This window comes from Streptomyces sp. NPDC111520 (assembly GCF_055635295.1).
This window is the reverse complement of the sequence record NZ_JBVKBW010000002.1, coordinates 302378-327430: the sequence shown is the minus strand read 5'-3', so window position 1 is coordinate 327430 and position 25053 is coordinate 302378. Positions and strand designations below refer to the sequence as shown.

The 25053-nt window shown below is 72.8% G+C and carries 24 protein-coding genes; 6 read left to right on the top strand and 18 right to left on the bottom strand.

Annotation, left to right across the window (positions count from 1 at the left end):
* Positions 1-71 precede the first annotated feature (71 nt).
* Positions 72-1013 (top strand): 1-phosphofructokinase family hexose kinase, encoded by a 942-nt coding sequence (locus ACZ7MY_RS05520; protein WP_499599801.1) that lies wholly within the window; start codon positions 72-74, stop codon positions 1011-1013.
* Between the two features lie 36 nt (positions 1014-1049).
* On the opposite strand, the gene ACZ7MY_RS05515 is transcribed toward ACZ7MY_RS05520, so the two are convergent.
* Positions 1050-2042, bottom strand: a complete 993-nt coding sequence (locus ACZ7MY_RS05515; protein ID WP_499599800.1) for a carbohydrate-binding protein — start codon at positions 2040-2042, stop codon at positions 1050-1052.
* Positions 2043-2258: 216 nt separating this feature from the next.
* Between ACZ7MY_RS05515 and ACZ7MY_RS05510 the strand changes: the two genes are divergently transcribed.
* Together ACZ7MY_RS05510 and ACZ7MY_RS05505 are read left to right on the top strand one after the other, a co-directional pair.
* Positions 2259-3272, top strand: a complete 1014-nt coding sequence (locus ACZ7MY_RS05510) for an SAM-dependent methyltransferase (RefSeq protein WP_499599798.1) — start codon at positions 2259-2261, stop codon at positions 3270-3272.
* Positions 3273-3292: 20 nt separating this feature from the next.
* Entirely contained in the window at positions 3293-4435 is a 1143-nt protein-coding gene (locus ACZ7MY_RS05505; RefSeq protein WP_499599796.1) for an NADH-quinone oxidoreductase subunit D, read from the top strand.
* A gap of 39 nt (positions 4436-4474) precedes the next feature.
* Here ACZ7MY_RS05505 and ACZ7MY_RS05500 read toward each other — a convergent pair whose 3' ends face one another.
* The 4 genes from ACZ7MY_RS05500 to ACZ7MY_RS05485 all read right to left on the bottom strand — a co-directional run bounded on the left by ACZ7MY_RS05500 (position 4475) and on the right by ACZ7MY_RS05485 (position 7972).
* The gene (locus ACZ7MY_RS05500) at positions 4475-5464 is read right to left on the bottom strand and encodes a hypothetical protein (protein ID WP_499599794.1); all 990 of its coding nucleotides are present in this window, start codon (positions 5462-5464) and stop codon (positions 4475-4477) included.
* A gap of 155 nt (positions 5465-5619) precedes the next feature.
* Complete coding sequence (locus ACZ7MY_RS05495) at positions 5620-6585, bottom strand: ABC transporter substrate-binding protein (RefSeq protein ID WP_499599792.1); 966 nt, start codon at positions 6583-6585, stop codon at positions 5620-5622.
* The gene (locus tag ACZ7MY_RS05490; protein WP_499599790.1) at positions 6582-7292 is read right to left on the bottom strand and encodes an ABC transporter permease; all 711 of its coding nucleotides are present in this window, start codon (positions 7290-7292) and stop codon (positions 6582-6584) included. The genes ACZ7MY_RS05495 and ACZ7MY_RS05490 overlap by 4 nt, the downstream gene beginning before the upstream one ends.
* Complete coding sequence (locus tag ACZ7MY_RS05485) at positions 7292-7972, bottom strand: ABC transporter permease (RefSeq protein ID WP_499599788.1); 681 nt, start codon at positions 7970-7972, stop codon at positions 7292-7294. The genes ACZ7MY_RS05490 and ACZ7MY_RS05485 overlap by 1 nt, the downstream gene beginning before the upstream one ends.
* Before the next feature lie 170 nt (positions 7973-8142).
* Between ACZ7MY_RS05485 and ACZ7MY_RS05480 the strand changes: the two genes are divergently transcribed.
* Together ACZ7MY_RS05480 and ACZ7MY_RS05475 are read left to right on the top strand one after the other, a co-directional pair.
* Complete coding sequence (locus tag ACZ7MY_RS05480) at positions 8143-9327, top strand: ABC transporter ATP-binding protein (RefSeq protein ID WP_499599786.1); 1185 nt, start codon at positions 8143-8145, stop codon at positions 9325-9327.
* A gap of 13 nt (positions 9328-9340) precedes the next feature.
* The gene (locus ACZ7MY_RS05475) at positions 9341-9955 is read left to right on the top strand and encodes a GPP34 family phosphoprotein (protein WP_499599784.1); all 615 of its coding nucleotides are present in this window, start codon (positions 9341-9343) and stop codon (positions 9953-9955) included.
* Positions 9956-10450: 495 nt separating this feature from the next.
* On the opposite strand, the gene ACZ7MY_RS05470 is transcribed toward ACZ7MY_RS05475, so the two are convergent.
* The 12 genes from ACZ7MY_RS05470 to dacB all read right to left on the bottom strand — a co-directional run bounded on the left by ACZ7MY_RS05470 (position 10451) and on the right by dacB (position 22840).
* Complete coding sequence (locus ACZ7MY_RS05470; RefSeq protein WP_499600271.1) at positions 10451-10945, bottom strand: DUF3180 domain-containing protein; 495 nt, start codon at positions 10943-10945, stop codon at positions 10451-10453.
* A gap of 54 nt (positions 10946-10999) precedes the next feature.
* A complete protein-coding gene (gene folK / locus ACZ7MY_RS05465) occupies positions 11000-11590 on the bottom strand; it encodes a 2-amino-4-hydroxy-6-hydroxymethyldihydropteridine diphosphokinase (protein WP_499599782.1) in 591 nt (196 codons plus the stop codon).
* Entirely contained in the window at positions 11587-11946 is a 360-nt protein-coding gene (gene folB, locus ACZ7MY_RS05460; protein WP_499599780.1) for a dihydroneopterin aldolase, read from the bottom strand. The genes folK and folB overlap by 4 nt, the downstream gene beginning before the upstream one ends.
* A 226-nt stretch (positions 11947-12172) precedes the next feature.
* Positions 12173-12658 (bottom strand): nuclear transport factor 2 family protein, encoded by a 486-nt coding sequence (locus ACZ7MY_RS05455; protein ID WP_499599779.1) that lies wholly within the window; start codon positions 12656-12658, stop codon positions 12173-12175.
* Entirely contained in the window at positions 12655-13509 is an 855-nt protein-coding gene (gene folP / locus ACZ7MY_RS05450) for a dihydropteroate synthase (protein WP_499599778.1), read from the bottom strand. The genes ACZ7MY_RS05455 and folP overlap by 4 nt, the downstream gene beginning before the upstream one ends.
* A gap of 23 nt (positions 13510-13532) precedes the next feature.
* The gene (locus ACZ7MY_RS05445) at positions 13533-15290 is read right to left on the bottom strand and encodes a phosphatidylglycerol lysyltransferase domain-containing protein (RefSeq protein ID WP_499599776.1); all 1758 of its coding nucleotides are present in this window, start codon (positions 15288-15290) and stop codon (positions 13533-13535) included.
* Between the two features lie 155 nt (positions 15291-15445).
* Positions 15446-16054 carry a GTP cyclohydrolase I FolE gene (gene folE, locus ACZ7MY_RS05440; protein WP_499599774.1) on the bottom strand — a complete coding sequence of 203 codons (609 nt, stop codon included), beginning with the start codon at positions 16052-16054 and terminating at the stop codon, positions 15446-15448.
* A 133-nt stretch (positions 16055-16187) separates the two neighbouring features.
* Positions 16188-18239, bottom strand: a complete 2052-nt coding sequence (gene ftsH / locus ACZ7MY_RS05435; protein WP_499599772.1) for an ATP-dependent zinc metalloprotease FtsH — start codon at positions 18237-18239, stop codon at positions 16188-16190.
* Between the two features lie 192 nt (positions 18240-18431).
* On the bottom strand, positions 18432-18971 hold the full coding sequence (gene hpt, locus ACZ7MY_RS05430; protein WP_499516875.1) for a hypoxanthine phosphoribosyltransferase: 540 nt from the start codon (positions 18969-18971) through the stop codon (positions 18432-18434).
* A 36-nt stretch (positions 18972-19007) separates the two neighbouring features.
* A complete protein-coding gene (gene tilS / locus ACZ7MY_RS05425) occupies positions 19008-19994 on the bottom strand; it encodes a tRNA lysidine(34) synthetase TilS (protein ID WP_499599771.1) in 987 nt (328 codons plus the stop codon).
* A gap of 178 nt (positions 19995-20172) precedes the next feature.
* The gene (locus tag ACZ7MY_RS05420) at positions 20173-21351 is read right to left on the bottom strand and encodes a zinc-dependent metalloprotease (protein ID WP_499599769.1); all 1179 of its coding nucleotides are present in this window, start codon (positions 21349-21351) and stop codon (positions 20173-20175) included.
* A gap of 79 nt (positions 21352-21430) precedes the next feature.
* Positions 21431-22840 carry a D-alanyl-D-alanine carboxypeptidase/D-alanyl-D-alanine endopeptidase gene (gene dacB, locus ACZ7MY_RS05415; protein WP_499599767.1) on the bottom strand — a complete coding sequence of 470 codons (1410 nt, stop codon included), beginning with the start codon at positions 22838-22840 and terminating at the stop codon, positions 21431-21433.
* Between the two features lie 142 nt (positions 22841-22982).
* Here dacB and ACZ7MY_RS05410 point away from each other — a divergent pair, with 142 nt between their 5' ends.
* Entirely contained in the window at positions 22983-23477 is a 495-nt protein-coding gene (locus ACZ7MY_RS05410; protein WP_431959297.1) for an inorganic diphosphatase, read from the top strand.
* Between the two features lie 75 nt (positions 23478-23552).
* Here the strand turns inward: ACZ7MY_RS05410 and ACZ7MY_RS05405 are convergent, their stop codons facing one another.
* A complete protein-coding gene (locus ACZ7MY_RS05405) occupies positions 23553-24974 on the bottom strand; it encodes a wax ester/triacylglycerol synthase family O-acyltransferase (RefSeq protein WP_499599765.1) in 1422 nt (473 codons plus the stop codon).
* Positions 24975-25053 lie beyond the last annotated feature (79 nt).

The following is a 25053-nucleotide window of genomic DNA, read 5'->3' as shown; positions in this document are numbered from 1 at the left end:
GGTCTGTGCCTCCGGGCGTTCCTTTGGCATGATCCCTTCCCATCGCACACGCTGTTCGAAGGGATCATGCGGTGATCGTCACCGTCACGCTGAACGCCGCCATCGACGTGACCTACCGCGTCCCCCGGCTGCGGCCGCACACCACCCACCGGGTGTCGGAGGCCGCGGAACGTCCCGGCGGCAAGGGGCTGAACGTCGCCCGCGTCCTCGCCGCGCTCGGCCACGAGGCCGTCGCGACCGGCTTCGCGGGCGGCGCCTCCGGGGACCGGCTGCGCGACTGGCTGTCGGGGACCGACGGCGTCACCGACGCCCTCGTGCCCACCTCCGGGAGCACCCGGCGGACGGTGGGCGTCGTGGACGAGTCGGGCGGCGACACCACGATGTTCAACGAGCCCGGGCCGACGATCACTTCGGAGGAGTGGTCGGCCTTCCTCGGCACGTACCGCAAGTTCCTGGAGGGCGGCACGACGCGCGCCGTTGCCCTGTGCGGCAGCCTGCCGCCGGGGCTGCCCGTCGGCTGCTACGCCGACCTCGTACGGGACGCGCGCGCCGCGGGCGTCCCGGTCCTCCTGGACACCAGCGGCGAGCCCCTGCGGCGGGGACTGGCCGCCCGGCCCGACCTCGTCAAGCCCAACGCCACCGAACTGGCCGGGCTCACCGGCGCGACGGAGCCCATGCGGGCCGCCCGCGACGCCCGCCGGCGCGGCGCCCGAGCCGTCGCGGCCTCGCTCGGCCCCGACGGGATGCTCGCCCTCGCCGAGGACGCCACCGTGTGGACCGCCCGTCCCCCGGCCCCCGTCCCCGGCAACCCCGCGGGCGCCGGCGACTCCGCCGTCGCCGCGCTGCTGTCCGGGATCGTCGAGGGCCTCGACTGGCCGCGGCGCCTCGCGCGCGCCGTCGCCCTCTCGGCGGCCACCGTGGCGGCACCGGTCGCGGGCGAGTTCGACCGCGGGGTGTACGAGGACCTGCTGGAGCGGGTCAACGTGATCCGGGAGGGCGACCCACGGCCGTAGCCCGCCCACCCGGGGCGGGCCGCGGCGGGATCAGCCTCACCAGCCCGCGGGCTTCTGGTCCTTGTCCATGAGAGCCAGCTGGTCGAGGTTGAAGTGGCAGGCGTCGCCCTGACCGCAGGTCAGGGCGAGCGTGTTGCTCCCCTGCTTCAGGTCGAGAGTGGCGTAGGAGCGGTACCAGTGGTTCCAGTCGCCCTCCTTGCCGAAGTTCCTGAGGTCCGGCTTGTAGCTCTGGGGCGCCCCGTTGACCACGATCGTGGCGCTGGCCGAGTCCTTCTCCGCGTTGCCGTAGCGGATCCAGAAGTCGTACGAGCCGTCCTTCGGCACGTCGACCGTCCAGGTCACCGACGCGCCCACCGCGCTCATGTTCTCGACGTACTTGCCGCCCGCCGCCTTGGTGCCCTTGTACTGGGAACCGACGCGGGCGCCGCCCGCCATGGCGAGCGAGGCCGCGTCGACGACGCCCGGATCGGTGGTGCTCGCGGAGGCCGAGGGCTCGCCGGAGCTGTCGCCCTTGCCGCCGTCGCTGCTCGCCGTCGGGGTCGGGGTGCTGCCCGCCTGCGGGTTGTCGTCGTCGCCGCCCGCCATGGCGACGCCGATGCCGATCGCGACGGCCGCCACCACGGCGACGGCGCCGATCAGCAGGCCCTTGTTGTCGGGGCCGCCGGAACGCGGGGCCGCCGCGCGACGGCTGCCACCGCCCGCCGGGCCCGCCGGGCCTCCCGGACCGCCCGGGCCCTGGGGGAACGCCTGCGTCGCCTGGGCGTGCTGGGGCTGCTGCTGGCCGTAGGCCGGCGGCTGCTGACCGTACCCGGGCTGCTGCTGCGGGTAGCCGTACCCGGGCTGCTGCTGTTGCTGCTGCGGCTGCTGCGGGCGCCGCTCCCCGACCCGCTGCACCTGGTTGTACGAGGTGCGGGGCACGCCGGGCTGGGCAGCAGGCGCCTGACCCGGCTCCTCGCCGTCCTGGCGGTACAGGTACGCGAAGGGGTCGTCACTCCCGGGCTCGGGGGCACCGTTGTTGCCGGCCGTCATCGCTCTTCACCTTCCACTGCCTGTCGCTTGCACAGCACCTATCAGTACCGGGGCATCCGGCAAAAGGCGTGCGCCCTGCACGATGGCGAATGTTCATGATCGATTCATCCGCGGCCGTCACGGGCGGACACACCTCTGACCACGGCACCCTACCTGGAACCGGTGACGGTCCGCTCAACCGTCCGAAGCCCCGGGTCCTGCGCATACGGTGGGATCGTGATCGACAGCACAGCCGCCTGGACGGGGTGGCGCGAGGCCACGGAGCGGGCCCTGTACGGCCCCGGAGGGTTCTTCCGGCGGGAACGCCCGGCCGCCCATTTCCGCACGTCGGTCCATGCCTCACCGCTGTTCGCGGGGGCCGTCGCCCGCCTCCTGGAACGCGTCGACGCGGACCTCGGGCACCCCGGCGAACTGGCCCTGGTGGACGTCGGCGCGGGGGCCGGGGAACTGCTCACGGGATTGCTCGATGTGGTTCCCGCCACGTTGCGCGACCGCCTGCGGCCGTGCGCGGTGGAGAAGGCCCCGCGACCGGACGGCCTGGACGCCCGGGTGACCTGGTCCGACGCGCTGCCGCGGGGCCTGCGGGGCCTGCTCTTCGCCAACGAATGGCTGGACAACGTGCCGGTCGACGTCGTGGAGACCGACGCGGCCGGGGTGCCCCGCCGGGTCCTGGTCCGCTCCCTCGACGGCGCCGAACGCCTCGGTGACCCGGTGGACGGGGAGGACGCCGCCTGGCTGCGCCGCTGGTGGCCCGTCGAGGGCGCGGAGCCGGGGACCCGGGCGGAGATCGGCCGCGGGCGGGAATCCGCCTGGGCCGCCGCCGTGGCCTCCCTGGAGGCCGGACTCGCCGTCGCCGTCGACTACGGGCACGTGGCCGGGGCCCGCCCGCCGTACGGGACGCTGACCGCGTTCCGGGCAGGCCGCGAGGTGTCGCCGCCGGTGCCCGACGGCTCCTGCGACATCACGGCACACGTGGCGCTGGACGCCTGCGCGGGCCCCGGGGCGGTCCTGCGCACCCAACGGGAGGCCCTGGGCGCCCTGGGGGTCACCGGGGCCCGCCCGCCCCTGTCGCTGGCCTCCTCCGACCCCGCCGGCTACGTACGCGCCCTGGCCCGCGCGGGCCAGGGGGCCGAACTCACCGACCCGTCCGGGCTCGGCGGCTTCCTCTGGCTGGAACAGCCCGTGCCGGCCGCCGGACGAGCCCCGGGGGGCACGCCCCCCGACACGTAAAGGGATGGGAAACTGGGGCCATGACGGAGACCACGATCGGCATCGGCGGCGCGGCCGAGGGCACCGACATGGTGCTGAACATCGGCCCGCAGCACCCCTCGACGCACGGTGTGCTGCGTCTGCGGCTGAACCTGGACGGCGAGCGGATCGGCGCCGCCGAGCCGATCATCGGGTACATGCACCGCGGTGCCGAGAAGCTCTTCGAGGCCCGGGACTACCGCCAGATCATCATGCTGGCCAACCGGCACGACTGGCTCTCCGCCTTCTCCAACGAACTCGGCGTCGTGCTCGCCGTGGAGCGCATGCTCGGCATGGAGGTCCCCGAGCGCGCGGTGTGGACCCGCACGCTGCTCGCCGAACTCAACCGGGTGCTCAACCACCTGATGTTCCTCGGCTCCTACCCCCTCGAACTGGGCGGGATCACCCCGATCTTCCACGCGTTCCGCGAGCGCGAGGACCTGCAGGCGGTCATGGAGGAGGTCTCCGGCGGCCGCATGCACTACATGTTCAACCGCGTCGGCGGCCTCAAGGAGGACCTCCCCAACGGCTGGCACGGCCGGGTCCGCGCCGCCGTCGCCGCCGTGCGCTCACGCATGGGGACCTTCGACGACCTCGTCCTCGGCAACGAGATCTTCCGCGGCCGCACCCGCGGCGTCGGCGTCCTCTCCGCCGGGAACGTGCACGCCTACGGGGTGAGCGGGCCGATCGCCCGCGCCTCGGGCGTCGACTTCGACCTGCGCCGCGACGAGCCCTACCTGGCCTACGGGGAGCTGCGGGACACCCTGAAGGTCCCCACCCGCACCGCGGGCGACTGCCTGGCCCGCTTCGAGGTGCTGCTGGAGCAGACCCACAACGCCCTCGACCTCGCCGACGCGTGCCTGGACCGGCTGGCCGAGCTGCCCCCCGGCCCCATCAACCAGCGGCTGCCGAAGGTGCTCAAGGCCCCCGAGGGCCACACGTACGCCTGGACCGAGAACCCGCTCGGGCTCAACGGCTACTACCTGGTGTCCAAGGGCGAGAAGACGCCGTACCGGCTGAAGCTGCGCTCGGCGTCGTACAACAACGTCCAGGCGCTGGCCGTGCTGCTGCCGGGCACGCTGGTCGCCGACATGGTGGCGATCCTGGGCTCGATGTTCTTCGTCGTCGGCGACATCGACAAGTGACGGGCGGGCCGCCCGCGGGCGGCCCGTCCCCGGTGGGCGTCAGGAGGAGCGGGCGCGCAGCTCGCTCAGGTCGAGCTGCTCGGTCTCGTCGTGCGCGGTCAGGTCGATGACCTCGGCCTGGTCGGCCACGGCCTCGTCCCCGACGACGTCGGCGAGGTCCGCCTCCGCGGGCGCCGCGGCGCCGTCCGCCTCCAGCTCCTGGGGGCGGGCCTTCTCGTTCTTCGTGCCGAAGAAGTCGAAGCCGCCCTGGGCGCGGCTGGCCTGCCGGTTGGGCTTGGCGTACGGCAGCACGGCCGCGGCGACCGCCGGGACGAGCTTGGGCTGACGCACCGGCAGCGCCGGGGTGCTCCCGCTGCCGCCGGTGGTGGGGTCCGCCGGGCGGTCGCGCTCGGCCGGGTCCAGGGCGTGCCTGCCCTGCGGCTCGTCGGTGTCGGCGAGGTCGCGGCGGCGGGCCTCCTCGACGGTGAGCGCGGCCTGCTGGCGGGCCCCGTTGCGCGACAGGTCCCGCAGGGCGGCGGACGCCCGCAGGTACGCGGCCGGGGTGACCGGCGCCGTGTAGGGCACCGGGAGGGCGGAGACCGCCTTCTTCGCGACGCGGCCGTCCTCCAGCGCACGGGCCCGCTCGGACTCGGCGGTGGCGTAGCGGCGCAGCAGGTCCGCGTGCTCCGTACGGAGCCGGGCCAGTTCGGCGCGCTTGGCGCGCAGCTTGTTCTCCAGCTTGCCGCGCAGCTCGCGGGAGTCCTCGAGGTCCACCTCGAGCTCCGCGATCCGCTCGTCGGCCCGCCATTCGTCGCGCACCCGCGCGGTCTTGAGGTCGGCGACCTGCTTGCCCGCGGCGCGGTCCCAGCTGCGCAGCAGGAAGGCACCGCCACCGGCGACACCGGCCGCCACGACCACGAACACACGGAGCAGCACCGGATCACCGATCACCAGCGCGCCGACGGCGAGGGCCGCGGCGGAGCCGGCGACCGTCACGGGCGGGAGCAGCCGGTGCAGCGGCTGTGAATGGCGGTGTCGTCCACGGGGCATGGTAGGGAACTTAGCGTGCCCGTGGGTCGTGTGGGGCCGCGGCATCCGATTTCTCACCGAACACACAACGACAAATACGGAGGGCGCCCACGCGTATGCGAAACGTCACGCGAACGCCCTCCCGCCACCATTTATTCGATCTTGTCCACCGGGCCTCAGCCCTTCAGCAGACCCTTCGACTTCAGGTAATCCGCGGCGACGTCCTCGGGCTTCTTGCGCTCCGAGTCCACCTGCTTGTTCAGCCCGGCGAGGTCGGCCGTGGTCAGCACCTGGGTGAGCTTGTCGAGGGCGGCGGCGACGTCAGCCCCGCCGGCCTCCTTCGCGTTGACGACGGGCAGCAGGTTGTCGGCGTTCTGCAGGCCCTTGTCGTCCTCCAGCAGCACCAGGCCGAACTGGTCCAGCGTGGCGTCCGTGGTCGTGGTGAGCACCAGCTGGTCGATGCCGTCCTTGACGGCCTGCTTCGACTGGACGGTGCCGACGCCCTTGGCGTCCACCGACGTGACGTCTATGCCGTAGATCTTCTTCAGACCGGGCGAGCAGAAGGGGCGGATCGAGCATTCCTCGCCCGCGGCGAGCTTGACCTTGATCTTCGACTTGCCGAGGTCGGAAAGGGTCTTGAGGTCGTTCTTCTCCGCGAATTCCGTGGTGACCGCGAATGCGTTCTGGTCGACGGCCTCCCCGGCCGGCAGCACCTTCAGCCCGAGCGGGCCGGCGAGTTCGGTGAGCGCCGTGACGGTGGCGTCGACGTCGGAGGAGGCGACGGGCGGGGCGTCCTTGCCGTTCACCTTCGCGTTGAGGAACTCCGCGAGGGTGGCCGCGTACTCGGGGACGACGTCGATCTGCCCCTTCTCCAGGGCCGGTTCGTACAGCTCGCGGTTGTCGACGGTCTTGATCGTGGTCTTGTAGCCGGCGTCGTTCAGCAACTGCGCGTACAGCTGCGCGAGGACCGTGCTCTCGGTGAACCCGGCGGAGCCGACGGTCAGGGAGCCCTTGCCGCCGCCGGCCTGCGAGCTTCCCCCTCCCCCGCTCTTCTCCAGACTGTCGCCGCCGCAGGCCGCCAGGCCCGCGGAGAGGACCGCCACGGCGGCCAGGGCGGTGGCGGTGCGCAGGGCCTTGCTCATGTGAACTCCATCTGATGGGTGGGACGGGCAGGTCTTCGGGCGGGTCGGGACTTCCGTGCGGGGGACACCAGGCGTTGCAGCAACAGGAAGACTCCCTCCACGAGAAGGGCGAGGCAGGTCACGAGGGTCGCGCCGGCCACGACCTTGGCCGTGTCGTACTGGGCGTAGCCCGCGGTGATGATGCGGCCGAGGCCGCCCTCACCTGGCAGTGCGGCGAGCGTGGCGGTGGCGACGACCTGGACGGCGGCAGAGCGCACCCCGCTCATGACGAAGGGCAGCGCGAGCGGCAGCTCGATCCCGCGGAGCACCTGGCCCCCGGTCATCCCCATGCCTCGGGCGGCCTCCACCGCGTCCCGGTCCACCTGACGCATGCCGACGTAGGTGTTGGTGAGCAGCGGCGGGACGGCGAAGAGGACGAGCGCGAGGACCGTCGGCAAGTGGCTCGACGAACCCAGCGCGATGATCAGGAGCACGAGCACCGCGAAGGTGGGCACCGCGCGCCCGACGTTGGACAGGTTGACCGCCAGCGCGCCGCCCTTGCCGAGGTGGCCGAGGAGGATCGCGACGGGCAGCGCCACGGCGCAGGCGATGGCCAGGGAGACGAACGTCAGGGCGAGGTGCTCGCCGAGCCGCTGCAGCACCCCGTCGGCACCGGTCCAGTTGGCGCCGTCGGTCAGCCAGGCCCACGCGTCGGGAACCACCCCCATCACGCCACCGCCTTCGAGGCGCGGCTCCAGGGCGAGAGGAGCCGCTGCAGACCGAGCAGGAGCACGTCGGCGAGGATCGCGAGCACGACGCAGATCGCCGAGGCGGTGAACACCTCCGCCTTGAAGAAGCTGCGCATCCCGTCGTAGATGAGGTTGCCCAGCCCGCCGTAGCCGATGATCGCGCCGACCGTGGTCAGGGAGACCGTGGCGACCGTGGCGATGCGCACGCCCGCCATCACCGCCGGCAGCGCCAGCGGCAGCTCCACCTCGATGAGCAGCCGCAGCGGCCCGTACCCCATGCCGCGCGCGGCCTCCCGCGCGTCCTCGGGCACGGAGTCCAGTCCGGCGAGGAAGTTCCTGACGAGAATGGTCAGCGAGTACAGGGTCAGTCCGCTGACGACCACGGCCGCGGAAATCCCGAAGAAGGGCACGAGCAGCGAGAAGAGCGCAAGGGACGGCACCGTGTAGAGGACGGTCGTGACCCCCAGCACAGGTCCCTCCGCCGCCCGCCAGCGCCGGGCCACCAGGGCCAGCGGCAGCGCGAGCAGCACACCGGCGGCCACCGACACCGCGGTGATCCACAGATGTTCCACCCCCGCGTCCAGCAACTCCTGGCTGCGCGTGCGCACGAACTCGCCGCATATCCAGTCGTTCGCCGCGAGACAGTCCTGTCCGGCCATGCGATGCCACCTCCCCCGCCCGGTTCAGATCATGCAGGTGAGCGTAAACCCGACCCCGGACATTCCCGGTGTCCCGCCACATCCTCGCAACACCCCCTTCACAACCATCGCCGAGCGTGTACCAAGCTGGAGGGGTAAGCCGCACCACCGAGCGCCGACGAGAGGTCCCGATGATCCGCTTCGAGAACGTCACCAAGCGCTACCCCGACGGCACCACCGCCGTCGACGACCTGTCCTTCGACGTGCGCGAGGGCGAACTCGTGACCCTCGTGGGGCCGTCCGGCTGCGGCAAGACCACCACGATGAAGATGGTCAACCGGCTCATCGAGCCCACCGCCGGCCGCATCCTGCTGGACGGCGAGGACATCGCGCGCACCGACCCGGTACGGCTGCGCCGCCGCATCGGCTACGTCATCCAGAACGTCGGCCTGTTCCCGCACAAGACCGTGCTGGAGAACACCGAGACCGTGCCGCACCTGCTCGGCTGGACGCGCGCCAAGCGCCGGGCCCGCGCCGCCGAACTGCTGGAACTGGTCGGCCTGGACCCGTCCGTGCACGGCGCCCGCTACCCCGAGCAGCTCTCCGGCGGCCAGCGGCAGCGGGTCGGCGTGGCACGGGCGCTGGCGGCCGACCCGCCGCTGCTGCTGATGGACGAGCCCTTCGGCGCCGTCGACCCGGTGGTGCGGGAGCGGTTGCAGTCGGAGTTCCTGCGGCTGCAGGAACAGGTCCGCAAGACCGTGCTGTTCGTCACACACGACATCGAGGAGGCGGTCCGGCTCGGCGACCGCATGGCGGTCTTCGGCCCCGGCCGGATCGAGCAGTACGACACCCCCGCGACCGTGCTCGGCTCCCCCGCCACCCCGTACGTCGCGGACTTCGTCGGCTCCGACCGCGGTCTGAAGCGGCTGTCCGTCACGCCGATCGAGACGACGGACCTGGAGCACCCGCCCGTCGTGCGTGCCGGATCGCCGGCCGCGGAGGCCGCGGCCGTCCTCGCGAAGCAGGGCCACCCCTACGCGGTGGTCCTCGACGACGACGGCGGGCTGCGCGGCTACGTGGCCGCGGGCACCCTCACGTCGGGCACCGTGGCCGACCACACGCGCCGCCTGGAGGCCTGGGTCCCGGTGGGCGCCCCCCTCAAGCGGGCGTTCAGCACGATGCTCCAGCACGACGCCGGCTGGATAGCCGTCGTGGACGGCGACCGCTTCGCCGGGGTGCTGACCCCTGCCACGCTCCACGCCGCGCTGCGCCGTTCGGTCAACGAGGACGGCGACGGCGAGGAGGCGGAGCCGGTGGCGGCCCCGGCCGGAGCGGGTGACAATCGCCGGGCGGAACCGGACGCCGATGCCTCGTGATGCGGAGCGTTCCATGACCACCCCGCGGGATCTGATCGTCACCGCCCTGGAACGGGCCCCCGAACACGCCGTGGAACCGGGCGACCTCTCGCTCGCGCTCGCCGCGGCCGAAGCCGTCGACCTGCTCGCCGCCCGGGCGGTGGCATTGGACGGTGACCGTCTGGTGCCGGGCGCGGAGCCGGCGATCAGCGACCCCCTGCTGGCCGGGGCCGCCGCCGCGCTGGTGCACGAGGCGCCGTACGAGTCCCCCGGCGACTGGCTGTGGCGCAGGGGCCGCGGCCTCGCCGACGTCTACCTGACCGACCTGGCGGCAGAGGGCGAGGTCGTACGGGAACGGCACCGCAGCTGGCTGGTCCGCGACACCCGGACCGTGCTCACCGACTCCCGCGCCCGGCGCCGCGCCGCGGACCGCCTGGCGGCGGACGAGCCCGTGCTGGCCGCCCTCGCCAGGACGCTCGGCCTGCGCGAAGGCCCGGCCGCCGAAGCGGCACCCGAGGTGACCGACCCCGCCGCGGCCCGCGTGCTGGCCGCCCTCGACGACGCGCTCGCCGAACTGGCCGCCGAGCGCCGTCGCCGCTCCCGGCGCCAGGCCGACGCCGCCGCCGAGAACGTCCGGCGGGGGTACTGAGCCTGCGCGTACCGGGGCGGTGGGTGGGGCCGGTGGGCGGGTGCGGGTTCGTCTCGCGCCCTGCGGGCGCACGGCGGCGGGCTGCGGAGGGGAGGGTGGGGGGCCCGCCTTGTCGGCAGTGTGTGGGCCGTGGGGGTGAGGGTTCAGGCGCCGGAGCGGGCTGCCTTTCCGGTGGCGGAGGTCTCGTTGCCGCCCGCGGGTATAGATGGCCGGTTGCCACGCCTAATCCCGGTGGTGGGCGTGCCCGCCGTAACCCGCGACTGCGGGTATTTCGGGGTGCTGTTGGGGGGTCGGGGGGAGATCGGGCTCGCTTTCGGCGGCATATCCGGCGGAACGGAGCCCGATCTTTGTGCGGACGGAGATCGGGCCCGCTTTCAGCGTCATAGACGTCGAAACAGAGCCCGATGTCGGATCGGGGAAGCACCCGCAGACGCCGGTTACGGCAGGCGCGACAGCCGAACAACCAGGGCGGTCCGCGTAACGGCCGGCGCTCCGCTACGCGCGGCCCCCCACCGCGCCGGTGCGGTTGTCGTCCTCGTCCTCGGGGAGGCGGCAGACGCGCTCCAGGAAGATCGCGGCGGCGCAGACCGCGATGCCGGCGATCACCGCGACGCCCGCGTAGATCGCCTGGTCACGGCGGGGGTCGTTGTCCAGCTGGTACATGACGAGGAAGACGCACACGCCGCCGTACATCCCCGCGACCAGGGCGGCGACCAGGGCGCTGGCCTGCCCGAAGACCACCGCGCGGGCCGCGAGCAGCGGGTCGACGCCCTTGGCCCCGGGACGCCGCTCGCGCTGCGCGCGCAGCCGGGAGCGCAGCGACAGCGCCGTCGCCGCCAGGACGGCGGCGATCAGCGCCAGCACGATCGGCGCGGCCACGGGCACGCCCGGCAGGGTGCCGAGCGAGTCCCAGAGCTTCGCGCCCGCCCACGAGAGCACTCCGGCGACCACGAACAGTCCGACCAGGGTCCTGATGCGCAGCGCCTTCACCGAGTGCTCGCTCCCCACATCACATCGACGAACGTACTGACGGGATCGTAACGATTACTCCGGCAGCCTGAGTTCCACGTCGCCCCTGGCCCACACGCTCTCGCGGCCGACGCCCGCCAGCAGACCCGCCACCGGTCCCTGGCCCGGCAGCTCGGCCGCGGGGTCGATGTCGAGCCACGGCGCCAGCACGAAGGCCCGCTGGTGCGCCCGAGGATGCGGCAGCGTCAGCTCCGGGTCGTCGGAGACGACACCCTGGTAGGCCACGATGTCGACGTCGATGGTGCGCGGACCCCAGCGCTCGGTGCGCGTCCTGGCGAAGGCGTCCTCGATCGCCCGGCCGCGCTCCAGGAGCGAGGAGGGCGGGAGCGTCGTCCTGACCAGGACCACGGCGTTGAAGTAGTTGGGCTGCGAGCCGGGCTCGACGCCCCAGGGCTCCGTCTCGTACACCGGGGAGACCTTCTTCACCCGCAGGCCCGGGGTGTCCTCCAGCGCGTCCACGGCGCCCTGCAGCGTCTCCAGGCGGTTGCCGAGGTTGCTGCCCAGCGAGATGACGGCGAACTTCGGGTTCTGCAGCGTCGAGTCCGCCGCGTCGACCTGCGCGACGACGGAGGCCGGGACCGGCTGCACGGTGGGGTCGTAGCTCACGGGCGCCTCCGGGTGATGGTGACGGACACATCGGTGAACGGGACGGTGATCGGGGCCTGTGGCTTGTGCACGGTGACCTCCACCTCCTGGACCAGGTCGTGCTCGAGCACCTGGTCGGCGATCCGCTGGGCCAAGGTCTCGATCAGGTCCACGGGCTCGCCCTCGACGACGGCGGTGACCTCCTCGGCCACGATGCCGTAGTGCACGGTCCTGGTCAGGTCGTCCGTGGCGGCGGCGGGAGCGGTGTCCAGGCCGAGGACGAGGTCCACGAAGAAGTCCTGGCCCTCGCGGCGCTCGTGTTCGAACACGCCGTGGTGCCCGCGGGCCTTCAGGCCGCGCAGCGCGACACGATCCACGATTCACTCCCGCTGGTCGACGTACGGACGGGTGGGCGCGGTCCGCCCGCCCAGCGGGAGGGGAGGGCCGCACCGCCCTCACTCGAATCTACCTTCGACCGCCGACACTCCCCAGTACCGGGCAGCGAGCGAGCGACCGCCCCGCGATTACCCCGGGACGGAACGGCCTACTCCGGCCTTCACCACTTCTTGCCACTTCTTGGCACGAACGGGTGGTCAGAAGGCCTCAGGCTGACCCCTCGCCGCCGTTGTCGGCGTCCTCCGCGGCGTCCTCGTCGATCCCGTCGGCCATGACCGGCGAGCCGTGGTGCACCCACAGCCGCCAGCCCTCCGGTGTGCGCCGAAACACATTCGTGGCGACCACCAGGCCGCCCACCAGGGAGCCCATCTCGCCCTCCTCCTCGGCGGGGCCGCCGGTGAGGATGTTCTCGGTGCAGGTCACCAGGGCGGTGTCGCCGTCGACCGCCACCTCGACGTCGGTCAGGAAGAACTGGATGTACTCGGTGTTCGCCATGATCAGGGCGTACGAGCGCATCACCTCGCGGCGCCCCCGCAGCACCGGCCAGCCCGGGTGCACGACGGACACCGTCTCCGCCAGCGGACCCGTCAGGACCAGCTCCTCCAGCGCGTCCAGGTCGGACCGCTCCACGGCGTCGTAGAACGCCTGGTTCGCCTGTTCGACCCGTGCGGCCTCGGCCGTGCGCGGCGTCATCGTGCCCCCTCCAGTGCCCGTGCGACCCGCACGGCGTCGGCGCTGTCGTGCACCTCGTGCACCCGGACCGCCCAGGCGCCGCGCCCCGCCACGATGGCGGTGACGGCGGCCGTCGCGGCGTCACGCTCCCTGGCCGGGGGCGGATCGCCGCCCTCGCCGGCCAGCACCCGGCCCAGGAACCGCTTGCGGGAGGCCGCGATCAGCAGGGGGCGGCCCAGCGCCAGCAGGTCCTCGACGTGGGCGATCAGGGTCAGGTCGTGCTCGGCGTTCTTCGCGAAGCCCAGGCCCGGATCGAGGACGATCCGCTCCGGGTCGACGCCGCCCGCCACCGCGTGGTCGAAGCTGCGCCGCAACTCGTCGGTGACCTCGGCCACGACGTCCCCGTAGACCGCCCGGTTGTTCATGTCGATGCTCTGGCCCCGCCAGTGCATCACGATGAACGGGCTGCCCGTCGCCGCGACGACGGGGATCATCGCCGGGTCCGCCTGGCCGCCGCTCACGTCGTTGACCAGGACCGCGCCCGCCTCCACGGCCTTCTCCGCGACCACGGCCCGCATCGTGTCCACGCTCACCACGACCCCGGCCCTGGTCAGCTCGCGGACCACCGGGACCACCCTGCGCAGCTCCTCCGCCTCGTCCACCCGCGCCGCGCCCGGACGGGTCGACTCACCGCCCACGTCCACCAGGTCGGCACCGGCCGCCACGAGGTCCAGGCCGTGCTTGACCGCGAGCTCGGTGTCGAACCACTCGCCGCCGTCCGAGAACGAGTCCGGCGTGACGTTCACCACGCCCATGACCGCGCACCGGTCCCAGGACGGCAATCCGGCCACGTGGCCGCGCATCGTACCCATGGGCTCAGCCTAGAACGGGGTGCTCACCGCAGGCGCCGGGAGGCCCACGCGGGCAGGGCCAGGGTGACGAATCCCTCGGCCCGCATGGCGGCCAGGCCGATCCGGGGCAGGTCGCCGGTGGCCCGGAAGACCAGGAACCGCGGCAGCCACTCCGGCTGGAACTTGGCGTTGAACCGGTACAGCGACTCGATCTGGAACCACCGCGACAGGAAGACCAGCAGCCCCCGCCAGCTCCGCAGCACCGGCCCCGCGCCGAGCCGCTCCCCGCGGGCCAGCGCCGACCGGAACATCGCGAAGTTCAGCGAGACCCGCCGCACGCCCAGTCGCGGCGCCTCGCCCAGCGCCGCCACGATCAGCAGCTCGTTGAGCCCGGGGTCGGCCGACCGGTCCCGCCGCATCAGGTCGAGCGACATGCCGTCCTCGCCCCAGGGCACGAAGTGCAGCACCGCCCGCAGCGCGTCCTGCGCGTCGTGCGCCGTCACCACCACGCACTCCTCGTCCGCCGGGTCGCCGAACCGGCCCAGCGCCATGGAGAAGCCCCGCTCGGTGTCCGTACCGCGCCAGGCGTCGGCCGCGCGGCGGACCGCCTCGCGTTCCTCCTCGCCCAGTTCCGCCACCCGCCGCACCCGGCACACGTAGCCGGCGCGCTCGGTGCGCTTGACCATCTGCCGCACGTTGCGCATCGCGCGCCCCGACAGCGAGAAGCAGGAGGTCTCCACGACGGCCTCGTCGCCCAGCTCCAGGGCGTCGAGACCGGTCTCCCGGGTCCACACCTCGCCGCCGGTCTCGCTGCAGCCCATCACCGCCGGGATCCAGGCGTGCGCCCGTGCCTCGGCCATGTAGCGCTGTATCGCCCCGGGCCAGGCCTCCACGTCGCCGATCGGGTCGCCGCTGGCCAGCATCACCCCCGACACCACCCGGTAGCAGACCGCCGCCTTGCCGCTCGGCGAGAAGACCACGCTCTTGTCCCGGCGCAGCGCGAAGTGCCCGAGGGAGTCGCGGGCCCCGTGGCGCCGCAGCAGCGCCCGCAGCCGCTCCTCGTCCGCGCCCGTCAGCTCGGCGACCGGGTGGGCCGGGCGCAGCGCCAGGTAGGCGGTGGTGGCGACGGTCAGGAAGCCCAGCCCGCCCAGCGAGTACGCGACGACGTCGGACGTCTGGCCGGTGGCGTAGCCGACCGGCCCGTCGAAGCCGAACAGCCCGTACAGCACCTCGGTGAACCGCTGCGCCCACGTCGGGTCGCCCGTCTCCGCCGCCGGGTGGGCGCTGACGACGGCCAGCCCCACCACCAGGCTGAGCCCGCCCAGCCCCGCGAAGGCCGCGACCGCCCGCAGCCGGGTGTGCGGGTCGCCGAGCGCCGAGAACTCCGTCCGGTACCGGATCAGCAGGGTCAGCAGGACCGTCGACAGCAAGGCCCCGCCCAGCGAGTGCCGGTGCAGCACCTGCGCCACCGCGGCCACCGGCAGCAGCAGCACGGCCGCCCGCCAGGCACGCCTCTTCCCCCGCTTGAGGGCGTGCGCCAGCATCAGCATCAGGATGCCGGTGACCACGCCGGCCGCCGCGGCCACCGAGGTGACCGTCCCCGGGACGACGCCGGCGAGCACGTGCATCCGGCTGTGGCGGAACCCGGGGAACACCGCCGCGGCGAGGTCCAGCAGCCCCACCAGCGCGCAGGCCGTCCCCACCACGCGGGGCGCGGCGGAGGCCGGCATCGCCCACGGGAGCCGCCGCACCCTGTCCCGGGGAACCCGGACGGCGGGATCTTCCTCTGCCACGACAGACATCGCTCACCACGCCCCGGCGGTGCGGATCACCCCGCACGCCCCACTCTCGTCGGAGATTTGCGCCCTGTAGGACGTGAACTCCGCCGTGCGGGTTCCGTCGCCGGGCGGGGAACGGGCACATAGGCCGGGACGGCCGGGGGCCGCGGCCCCTCAGGTCACTTGGCCATGATCAGGCTCATCGCCTCGGCGCGGGTCGCGGAGTCGCGCAGCTGGCCCCGCACCGCCGAGGTGATGGTCTTCGCGCCGGGCTTGCGGACCCCGCGCATCGTCATGCACATGTGCTCGCACTCGATGACCACGATCACGCCGCGCGGTTCGAGTATCCGCATGAGCGAGTCGGCGATCTGCGTGGTCAGCCGCTCCTGCACCTGCGGGCGGCGGGCGAAGACGTCGACCAGCCGGGCCAGCTTCGACAGACCGGTGATCTTGCCGTCCGTCGAGGGGATGTAGCCGACGTGGGCGACGCCCACGAACGGCACCAGGTGGTGCTCGCAGCTCGACAGCACCTCGATGTCCTTGACCAGCACCATCTCGTCGTGACCGAGGTCGAAGGTGGTCGTCAGGACGTCCTCGGGCTCCTGGTAGAGCCCGGCGAAGATCTCCCGGTACGCCCTGGCCACCCGCGCGGGCGTCTCCCGCAGCCCCTCGCGGTCGGGGTCCTCGCCGACCGCGATCAGCAGCTCACGGACCGCGTTCTCGGCACGCTTCTCGTCGAACTCACCGACGGGGCGCAGGTCGCCCTCAAGGGTCACCGGGTCGGTCATGTGTGCCTCGTTCCTCTTGCGTACCGGATGCGTGTGCCGCGGGAACCGCGGAAACGCAGCGCCCCCCAGGATAGGAAACCTGGGGGGCGCGGCACGCATTCCGATGTCCGTGACCAAGGCCACGTCCGAGGTCTCAGGCCTCGGGGTTGGGCTCCTCGGGGAGCTCCACCGTCTCGGCGGGCTTGCTCAGCGACGCGGTGGCGCTGCCGTTGGCCGTCGGCTGGGTGCCGTTGGTCAGGGCGAGCTCACGCGGCGAGAGCACCGGCGGGCGGGTCGACGGCGTACGCCGCGAGGAACCCGTCCAGGCCGGACGCGGCGGGCGCTTGACGATCGGCTTGAAGATCTCCGCGAGCTCCTCCTTGTTCAGCGTCTCCTTGTCCAGGAGGGCCAGAACCAGGTTGTCGAGGACGTCGCGGTTCTCGACCAGGATCTCCCACGCCTCGTTGTGCGCGGTCTCGATGAGCTTCTTGACCTCTTCGTCGACCAGCCCGGCGACCTCTTCCGAGTAGTCGCGCTGGTGGGACATCTCACGGCCGAGGAAGGGCTCCCCGTCGCTCGTCCCGAACTTGATCGCGCCCAGCCGCTCGGTCATGCCGTACTGCGTCACCATCGCGCGGGCCGTGGTGGTGGCCTTCTCGATGTCGTCCGCGGCACCCGTGGTCGGGTCGTGGAAGACCAGCTCCTCCGCCGCGCGGCCGCCCATGGTCATGGCGAGCCGGTCGAGCATCTCGTTGCGGGTGGTGGAGTACTTGTCCTCGTCCGGCAGGACCATCGTGTAGCCGAGGGCCCGGCCACGCGACAGGATCGTGATCTTGTGCACCGGGTCGCTGTTCGGAGAAGCCGCGGCGACCAGGGCGTGACCGCCCTCGTGGTACGCGGTGATCTTCTTCTCCTTGTCGGACATGATCCGGGTGCGCTTCTGCGGGCCGGCCACGACGCGGTCGATGGCCTCGTCCAGCATCGCGTTGTCGACCAGCTTCTTGTCGCTGCGCGCGGTGAGCAGCGCCGCCTCGTTGAGGACGTTCGCCAGGTCCGCACCGGTGAAACCGGGGGTGCGGCGGGCGACGGCCTTGAGGTCGACGTCCGGGGCGACCGGCTTGCCCTTCTGGTGGACCTTGAGGATCTCCAGGCGGCCCTGCAGGTCGGGGCGGTCGACGGCGATCTGCCGGTCGAAACGGCCCGGGCGCAGCAGCGCCGGGTCCAGGATGTCCGGGCGGTTGGTGGCGGCGATCAGGATCACGCCGCCCTTGACGTCGAAGCCGTCCATCTCGACGAGCAGCTGGTTCAGCGTCTGCTCGCGCTCGTCGTGACCGCCGCCGAGGCCCGCGCCGCGGTGCCGGCCGACGGCGTCGATCTCGTCGACGAAGACGATCGCCGGGGCGTTCGCCTTGGCCTGCTCGAACAGGTCGCGGACACGCGAGGCGCCGACACCCACGAACATCTCGACGAAGTCGGAACCCGAGATCGAGTAGAACGGGACGCCCGCCTCGCCGGCGACGGCGCGCGCGAGCAGGGTCTTGCCCGTTCCGGGCGGGCCGTAGAGCAGCACGCCCTTGGGGATCTTGGCGCCCACGGCCTGGAACTTCGCCGGCTCCTGCAGGAACTCCTTGATCTCCTGGAGCTCCTCGACGGCCTCGTCCGAGCCCGCGACGTCCGCGAAGGTGGTCTTCGGGGTGTCCTTGGTGATCAGCTTGGCCTTGGACTTCCCGAAGTTCATCACCCGGGAGCCGCCGCCCTGCATCTGATTCATCAGGAACAGGAAGACCACGACGATGAGGACGAACGGCAGCAACGACAGCAGGATGCCGACGAAGGCGTTCTGCTTCGAGGGCGCGACGGTGTAGCCGTCGGGCAGCGTGGTCTTGTTGCCGTCGTCGACCTTGGCCTGAAGGATCTTGGCCACGTCGACGCCCTGGTCGCCGATGTAGCTCGCCTTGATCTTGGAGCCCAGATCCTCGCCGCCTACCTTGGCGCCGTCCTTGAGCTCGACCTTGATCGTGTTCTCGTCGCCGGTGGTCAGCTCGGCGGACTTGGCCTGGTTGCTGTTGATGGCCTCAATGGCCTGGCCGGTGTCCACCGTCTTGTAGCCACCGGACGAGCCGACGACCTGCATCAAAACGACCACGGCGAGGACAGCCAGCACGATCCACATGACTGGCCCACGGAAATAGCGCTTCACGTCCATCCATGCGGGGCGATCACGCCCCGTCCCTCCTGCCACAGTGAGGCACCGCGGCCTGGGGGCCGCCGGTGCATCCGGTGTATGAACCGACCTTCGGACGGTACCCCAGCATTGTCACCCGAAGTCGCCGGAGACCGTAAACAAACAGCGTTACCACCCTCCAACGCGGAGGAGGGCGTCGGGGTTCCCGGAGCCTCAGCCGCCGTACACGTGCGGCGCAAGGGTGCCGATGAACGGCAGGTTCCGGTACTTCTCCGCGAAGTCCAGACCGTATCCGACCACGAACTCGTTGGGGATGTCGAAGCCGACGTACTTCACGTCGATCTCCACCTTGGCCGCGTCCGGCTTGCGCAGCAGCGTGCAGACCTCCAGCGAGGCCGGACGGCGCGAGCCGAGGTTGCTGATCAGCCAGGACAGCGTCAGACCGGAGTCGATGATGTCCTCGACGATCAGGACGTCCCGGCCGGCGATGTCGGTGTCCAGGTCCTTGAGGATCCGCACGACACCGGAGGACTTGGTGCCCGCGCCGTACGAGGACACCGCCATCCAGTCCATGGTGACCTGGGAGGACAGGGACCGCGCGAGGTCCGCCATCACCATGACGGCGCCCTTCAGGACGCCGACGATCAGCAGGTCCTTGCCCTCGTAGTCCTTGTCGATCTGCGCAGCCAGCTCCGCCAGCTTGGCGTCGATCTCTTGCTTGGAGATGAGCACCTTCTCGAGGTCGGTGCCCATGTCGTTCTCGTTCACCCGCACAACTTCCGGCTCGGTCTACAGGGCCTGGAAGAACAGTCTGCCATTCCGCCGGCCGACGACGACGCCGCCGGGTAGATTGAGCGGTTTCTGCCCCCGCCACCCGGTGAGCAGGCGGTCGGTCTCCTCGATGTGCCGGGCGAAGAGCGAACCGGCGGGTGAGCCCGCCGCGACGGCCGCCCGGCGCAGCACCCGGCGGCGCACGGCGGCGGGAAGGGTCAGCAGCCGGGCGACGTCCAGCCCGCCGTCGGCGTCGGCGGCCGTCCGCTCGGCCTGCGCCGCCCACTGGTCGAGGGCGTCGGCGTCGTCCCGGGAGAGCTGGGCGGTACGGGCCAGCGCCTCCACGACGCCCTTGCCCAGGGACTTCTCCAGCACCGGCAGCGCCTCGTGGCGGACCCGGGAGCGGGTGTAGGCGGGATCGTGGTTGTGCGGGTCCTCCCACACGTCGATGCCCTGCACGAGGCAGGCCTTGCGCACGGTGTCCCGGTCCAGCAGCAGGAAGGGGCGGCGGTAGCGGCCGTTGACCGCGGGCATGCCGGACAGCGACCGGATGCCGGAGCCGCGGGCCAGCCCGAGCAGCACCGTTTCGGCTTGGTCGTCGCGGGTGTGGCCGAGCAGCACGGCGGCGGCGCCGGCCCGCTCCGCGGCCGAGTCGAGCGCCGCGTACCGGGCGTCGCGCGCGGCGGCCTCCGGGCCGCCCTGCCGGCCCACGGTGACCGCGACGGCGTCGACCGGGTCGAGGCCGAGGCCGCGCAGGCGGTCGGCGACGTCGACGGCGCGGGCGTCCGAGCCGTCCTGCAGGCCGTGGTCGACGGTGACGGCGCCGGCCCGGACGCCGAGCTTGGGCGCTTCGAAGACGAGGGCGGTGGCGAGGGCCATCGAGTCGGCTCCGCCGCTGCAGGCGGCCAGCACGAGCGGGCTGCCGCCGGGGTGGTCGGTCAGGACGTCCTGGAGTACGCGGCGGACCGCCAGGCGTATCGCCGCGACCGCGGGGTGGGGACCCATGTCCGGTTTCCCTCCTGGAGAGGCTGGGGGAGGCGTCGGGACGGAGAAGATGACGCAGGGTAGCTAGATGGTGACAGACAGCGTGCGATACTCGAGCATCGCACGCTTACCCTGCGCCCACGGTCCCTCGGACGGGTGAACCGGGAGGCCCCCGGGGCCTGCTGTGCCCCGGGTCGACTCAGGTTTCGCTCCGCCCGTGCACCCGTGCCACCCAGTCCGCGGGTTTGGCGATCTCCTGCTTGGTGGGCAGGGTGTTGGGCGAGGTCCAGATCCGGTTGAAGCCGTCGATCCCGGCATCGTCCACCACGGCCCGCACGAAACGCTCGCCGTCACGGTACTGCCGCAGCTTGGCGTCCAGCCCCAGCAGCTTGCGCAGCGCCATGTCCAGCCGCCCCGCGCCGCTCTGACGGCGGCGCTGGAACTTCTCGCGGATCTCCGCCACGGAGGGCACGACGTCCGGGCCCACGCCGTCCATCACGTAGTCGGCGTGCCCCTCCAGCAGGGACATCACCGCGGTCAGCCGGCCCAGGATCTCCCGCTGGTTCGGCGTCTGCACCAGGTCGATCAGGCTGCGGCCCTCGTCGCCGTCGGCGTCGACCGACGCCTCCTCCGCGTCCGGGCGGCTGCCGGAGGAGAACGCCTGGAAGGCCTCGCGCAGCCGCTCGATCAGCGTCGACGGGTCGATCTCCGTCTCGCCGAGGAAGGCCTGGATCTCCTGCTCGATGTGGTCCCGCAGCCACGGCACGGCCGTGAACTGGGTGCGGTGGGTCTCCTCGTGGAGGCACACCCACAGCCGGAAGTCATGCGGGTCCACGTCGAGTTCGCGCTCCACGTGGACGATGTTGGGGGCCACCAGCAGGAGCCGCCCGGTGCGCGGCTCGCCCGGCCCGGGCGCCGCGGGACCGGCGGGCATGTCACGGCTCGCGGGGGCGAAGGTCTCGTACTGGCCCAGTACGCGCGAGGCCAGGAAGCTCAGCAGCATCCCGACCTCGACCCCGGTCACCTTCCCGCCGACGGTGCCCAGCACGGCACCGCCGGGGCCGCCCGGCTTGCGGGCCTGCATCTTGTCCAGCAGCGGCTTCAGCACCTCGCGGAAGCCGGCGACGTTCGCCTTGATCCACCCCGGGCGGTCCACGATCAGCACCGGCGTCCCGGTGTCGGCCGGGTCCTCCTGGTCGCCGAACATCCTGGTGAACGCCCGGACGTGCGCCTCCGACTCCTTTGCGTGCCGCCGCAGTTCCGCCACGACCGCACGTGCCTCGTCCCGGCTCACCTCGGGGCCGGGCCGCACGAAGCGGGTCGCGGTCGCGACCGCGAGGTTCCAGTCGACCATCTCCGCACCACCGATGCTCGTCATTCCTTCACGGTACGTGCTTGTCCCCTTCCCCGGGAGCGTTCCTCGCGGGGGCACGGGCAACGAACACTCCCCGCAGCCGCTACGTGCGGCAGCCGCACGTGGCGAGTTCCGCGGCGAGGCGGTCGAGGGCGGACTGCGCGGCCACGGTGTCGGTCGTGCCGTTGGTCAGGAAGGCGAACGTCAGCAGCCGGCCGTCCGCGTCCACCACGGTCCCGGCGAGGGCGTTGACCCCGGTGAGCGTCCCCGTCTTGGCGCGGACGAGGCCGGCGCCCCCGCCCGCCGTGGTGAAGCGTTCCCGCAGGGACCCGGTGAAGCCGGCGACGGGCAGCCCGGTGAGGACGGGGCGCAGCTCGGGGTGGTCGGGGTCGGCCGCCAGGGCCAGCATCCGCGCCAGTTGCTCCGCCGTGAGGTGGTCGGCGCGGTTGAGCCCGCTGCCGTCGGTGAAACGGGCCCCCTTGAGCGGGAGCCCGAGCTCACGCAGTGCCGAGCGGACGGCCTCGGCGCCGCCGGAGAAGGACCCCGGACGGTCCGCGGCGAGGGCGGTGTGCCGGGCCAGCGCCTCGGCGATGTCGTTGTCGCTGTTGGTCAGCATGCGCTCGACCAGGTCGGCGAGGGGCGCGGACCGCACCTCCGACAGCCGGTCGGCCGCGTGCGCGCGCGAGGGCGCCTTGCCGGCCTTCACCGCGCCGTCGACCTTGACGCCGCGCTTGCGCAGCAGGTCCGCGAAGGCCGCCGCCGCCTTGGTGGCCGGGTCCCAGTGGCGGGCCACCGGGCCCTTGACGCTCTTGCCGTCGCTGCGGCCCTCGTCGGCCATCAGGGCGGTGACGGGCGCGATGTTCTCGTTGTGCCCGATGGGGTGGACGGCGGGCCCGGTGAAGAGCGAGGTGTCGTACGTGAGCTTCACCGAGCGGACGCCCTTGGCGCGCAGCGCGCGGGCGGTGTCGGAGGCGAGGGTGCGCAGGGAGGCCGCGGTCCAGCCGCCGCCGGGCTCGGCGCGGGCGGTGAGGGTGGGGTCGCCGCCGCCGACGAGCACGACGCGGTCCTTGCCGGCGGCGACCACGGAGGTGGTGAGCCGGTGGTCGGGCCCGAGGAGCGAAAGGGCCGCGACGGCCGTGGCGACCTTGGTGGTGGAGGCGGGGACGGCCGCCGTGGCGGGGCCCTGCCCCCAGACCTTCCGGCCCGAGACGGCGTCGACGACGGCGCCCGTCGTCAGGGTGCCGAGCGCGCGGTCGTGCAGCAACGGGCCGAGCCGCCCGGCCAGTCCGGAGGTGGTGGGCAGCGGCGCCCCCTGCGTCCCGGACACGGCGCTGAGCACCTCCGGGGCGGCGGGCGGCACCGGCGCGACCGCCCCCTTGTGGCCTCCCGCGCCGCCCTTCTTGTGGGGACGCGCCTGCTTCCCCTGGCCCTCCCGGGAGGCGGCGATCGCCCGTTCGGCCGTACGCTGACCTGACTCCCACGGTCCCGCTGCGGCCACGGCCGTCAGCGCCACGGCAAATCCTGCGGCAGCCGACCCTGCCACCACCTGCCAGTTCTTCGGAACGGGCACCCCGGACCAGCCCCTTTCGCGACCACACACAAGCGTGGGAGACACTTAATCACCAGAAGTATGTGCTGATCATGGAGGACAGGCTGTGCTCGAGTTCGACGTAACGATCGAGATCCCGAAGGGTTCCCGCAACAAGTACGAGGTGGACCACGAGACCGGTCGTATCCGCCTGGACCGGCACCTGTTCACCTCGACGGTCTACCCGGCCGACTACGGCTTCGTGGAGAACACCCTGGGCGAGGACGGCGACCCGCTGGACGCCCTGGTGCTGCTCGACGAGCCGACCTTCCCCGGCGTCATCGTGCGCTGCCGCGCGATCGGCATGTTCCGCATGACGGACGAGGCCGGCGGCGACGACAAGCTGCTGTGCGTGCCCGCCTCGGACCCGCGGGTCGAGCACCTGCGTGACATTCACCACGTCTCCGAGTTCGACCGCCTGGAGATCCAGCACTTCTTCGAGGTCTACAAGGACCTGGAGCCCGGCAAGTCCGTCGAGGGCGCCAACTGGGTGGGCCGCGCCGAGGCCGAGGCCGAGATCGAGGCGTCCTACAAGCGCCTGAAGGAGCACGGCGGTCACTGACCCGCCGGCTCCCGCCGACGTGAGGGCGGCGCGCTCCCTGCCGGGGCGCGCCGCCCTCACGCGTCCGCGGCGGCCTCATCCGCAGGCGTCGAGGAGCTCGGCCAGCGCGCCGTGCAGGGCGGCGGCCAGCGTGTCGGCGTCCGGCAGCGACCGCGCGTCCGCGAGCAGCCCGATGTGGACCCGGCGGCGGTACGTGGAGCAGGCGACCGCGAGGGACTGGCCGCGGGCGAGCGGGGCGATCGGGTAGAGCTCCGTCATGCGGCAGCCGTCCAGGGTGAGCGGCACGTCGAGCATCGGCACGTTGGTGACCAGCACGTCGAACAGCAGTCGCGCGGAGGCGGCGAGCAGCGGGGCGGCGAAGCGGTGCGCGAGCGGCGGCACGCTGTCGGCCAGCAGGGCGACGGCGCCCGGGCCGGTGTCGGGGCCGGCGTCCTTGTTGCGGTCCATGCCCGCGCGCACGTCGCGCAGCCGGGCGAGCGGGTCGGGCTCGCCGACCGGCAGCCGCAGCAGGTAGCCGGAGATGCGGTTGCCCCGGCCGCCGCGCACACCCCGGCGGCGGCGCCGCGCCACGGGGATCAGGGCGCGCGGCCCCGGGCCCGCCGGGTCGTCGCCGCGGGCCTCCATCCAGCGCCGCAGCGCGCCGGCCACGACGGCCATGACGACGTCGTTGACGGTACCGCCGCTGGTCTTGCGGACCTGGTGCAGGTCGTCGACGTCGAGGGAGGCGGTGGCGAAGCGGCGTTCGGCGCCGCCGGGCGTCCAGACCGCACCCAGCGCGGCGGGACCGCCGGGGTCGAGGGAGGCGCGCAGCACGGCCGAGCCGATGCCCAGGGCGCGCCCGGCCTCGCGCACCCGGTCCGGCAGGGAGGCGACGACCTGCCGGGGATCGGGCAGCGGCAGCGCGGGCAGGTGGATGCCGGGCCCCCGGACCTGGGCCGGTACGGCGGCCGCGGCGTCGGCCTCGACGGCGGAGCGCTGCGGCGCGGCCGCGGGAGCGGTGGCGCCGGCCCGGGCCGGCGCGGCCGCCGGGGTGCGGGCCCCCTGGTCGAGCAGCGCGGCGCCGAACTCCACGGCGCGCAGCCCGTCGGCGAGGGCGTGGTGCAGCTTGACCAGGACGGAGAAGGGCGCGTCGGGGGCGCCCTCGATGACGTAGACCTCCCACGGCGGCCGGTGGCGGTCCATGGGCCGGGACATCAGCTCGGCGACGGCCGCCGTGGCGTCGGCACGACGTACGGCGTGGACGTGGTGCCGCGCGTCGAAGTGCTCGTCGACCGCCCAGGCGGCGCCCCCGACGCCGTACCAGACGTCCTTCACGCGCTGCCGCATCCGCGGCACGGCCTCGGCACGGGCGGTGAGCAGCGCGGCGAGCCCGTCGGCGTCGACCGGGCGCTCCGGGTCGCGGTCGAAGACGGCCACCGCTCCCAGGTGCATGGGGTGGCCCGGCGAGTCCAGGTTCCAGAACGCGAGGTCCAGCGGGCTCAGGTGCTCGTCAGCCAAGGCTCCATGCCTCCGAAAGGTCGGGGTTTGCCCTGGAACGGACTCCAGTTGGTGAAGTGAAACCCCTAAAACCGATTAC

Coding starts and splice junctions, on each gene's coding strand:
- tilS (WP_499599771.1), bottom strand. CDS start 19,994: ATGGGTCCCCACCCCGCGGTCGCGGCGATACGCCTGGCGGTCCGCCGC.
- ACZ7MY_RS05485 (WP_499599788.1), bottom strand. CDS start 7,972: ATGGCCGGACAGGACTGTCTCGCGGCGAACGACTGGATATGCGGCGAG.
- folP (WP_499599778.1), bottom strand. CDS start 13,509: ATGGGTACGATGCGCGGCCACGTGGCCGGATTGCCGTCCTGGGACCGG.
- ACZ7MY_RS05490 (WP_499599790.1), bottom strand. CDS start 7,292: ATGGGGGTGGTTCCCGACGCGTGGGCCTGGCTGACCGACGGCGCCAAC.
- ACZ7MY_RS05455 (WP_499599779.1), bottom strand. CDS start 12,658: ATGACGCCGCGCACGGCCGAGGCCGCACGGGTCGAACAGGCGAACCAG.
- ACZ7MY_RS05500 (WP_499599794.1), bottom strand. CDS start 5,464: ATGCCCCGTGGACGACACCGCCATTCACAGCCGCTGCACCGGCTGCTC.
- ACZ7MY_RS05505 (WP_499599796.1), top strand. CDS start 3,293: ATGACGGAGACCACGATCGGCATCGGCGGCGCGGCCGAGGGCACCGAC.
- hpt (WP_499516875.1), bottom strand. CDS start 18,971: ATGGGCACCGACCTCGAGAAGGTGCTCATCTCCAAGCAAGAGATCGAC.
- folE (WP_499599774.1), bottom strand. CDS start 16,054: ATGACCGACCCGGTGACCCTTGAGGGCGACCTGCGCCCCGTCGGTGAG.
- ACZ7MY_RS05445 (WP_499599776.1), bottom strand. CDS start 15,290: ATGTCTGTCGTGGCAGAGGAAGATCCCGCCGTCCGGGTTCCCCGGGAC.
- ACZ7MY_RS05475 (WP_499599784.1), top strand. CDS start 9,341: ATGACCACCCCGCGGGATCTGATCGTCACCGCCCTGGAACGGGCCCCC.
- ACZ7MY_RS05480 (WP_499599786.1), top strand. CDS start 8,143: ATGATCCGCTTCGAGAACGTCACCAAGCGCTACCCCGACGGCACCACC.
- ACZ7MY_RS05515 (WP_499599800.1), bottom strand. CDS start 2,042: ATGACGGCCGGCAACAACGGTGCCCCCGAGCCCGGGAGTGACGACCCC.
- ACZ7MY_RS05495 (WP_499599792.1), bottom strand. CDS start 6,585: ATGAGCAAGGCCCTGCGCACCGCCACCGCCCTGGCCGCCGTGGCGGTC.
- ACZ7MY_RS05420 (WP_499599769.1), bottom strand. CDS start 21,351: ATGACGAGCATCGGTGGTGCGGAGATGGTCGACTGGAACCTCGCGGTC.
- ftsH (WP_499599772.1), bottom strand. CDS start 18,239: ATGGACGTGAAGCGCTATTTCCGTGGGCCAGTCATGTGGATCGTGCTG.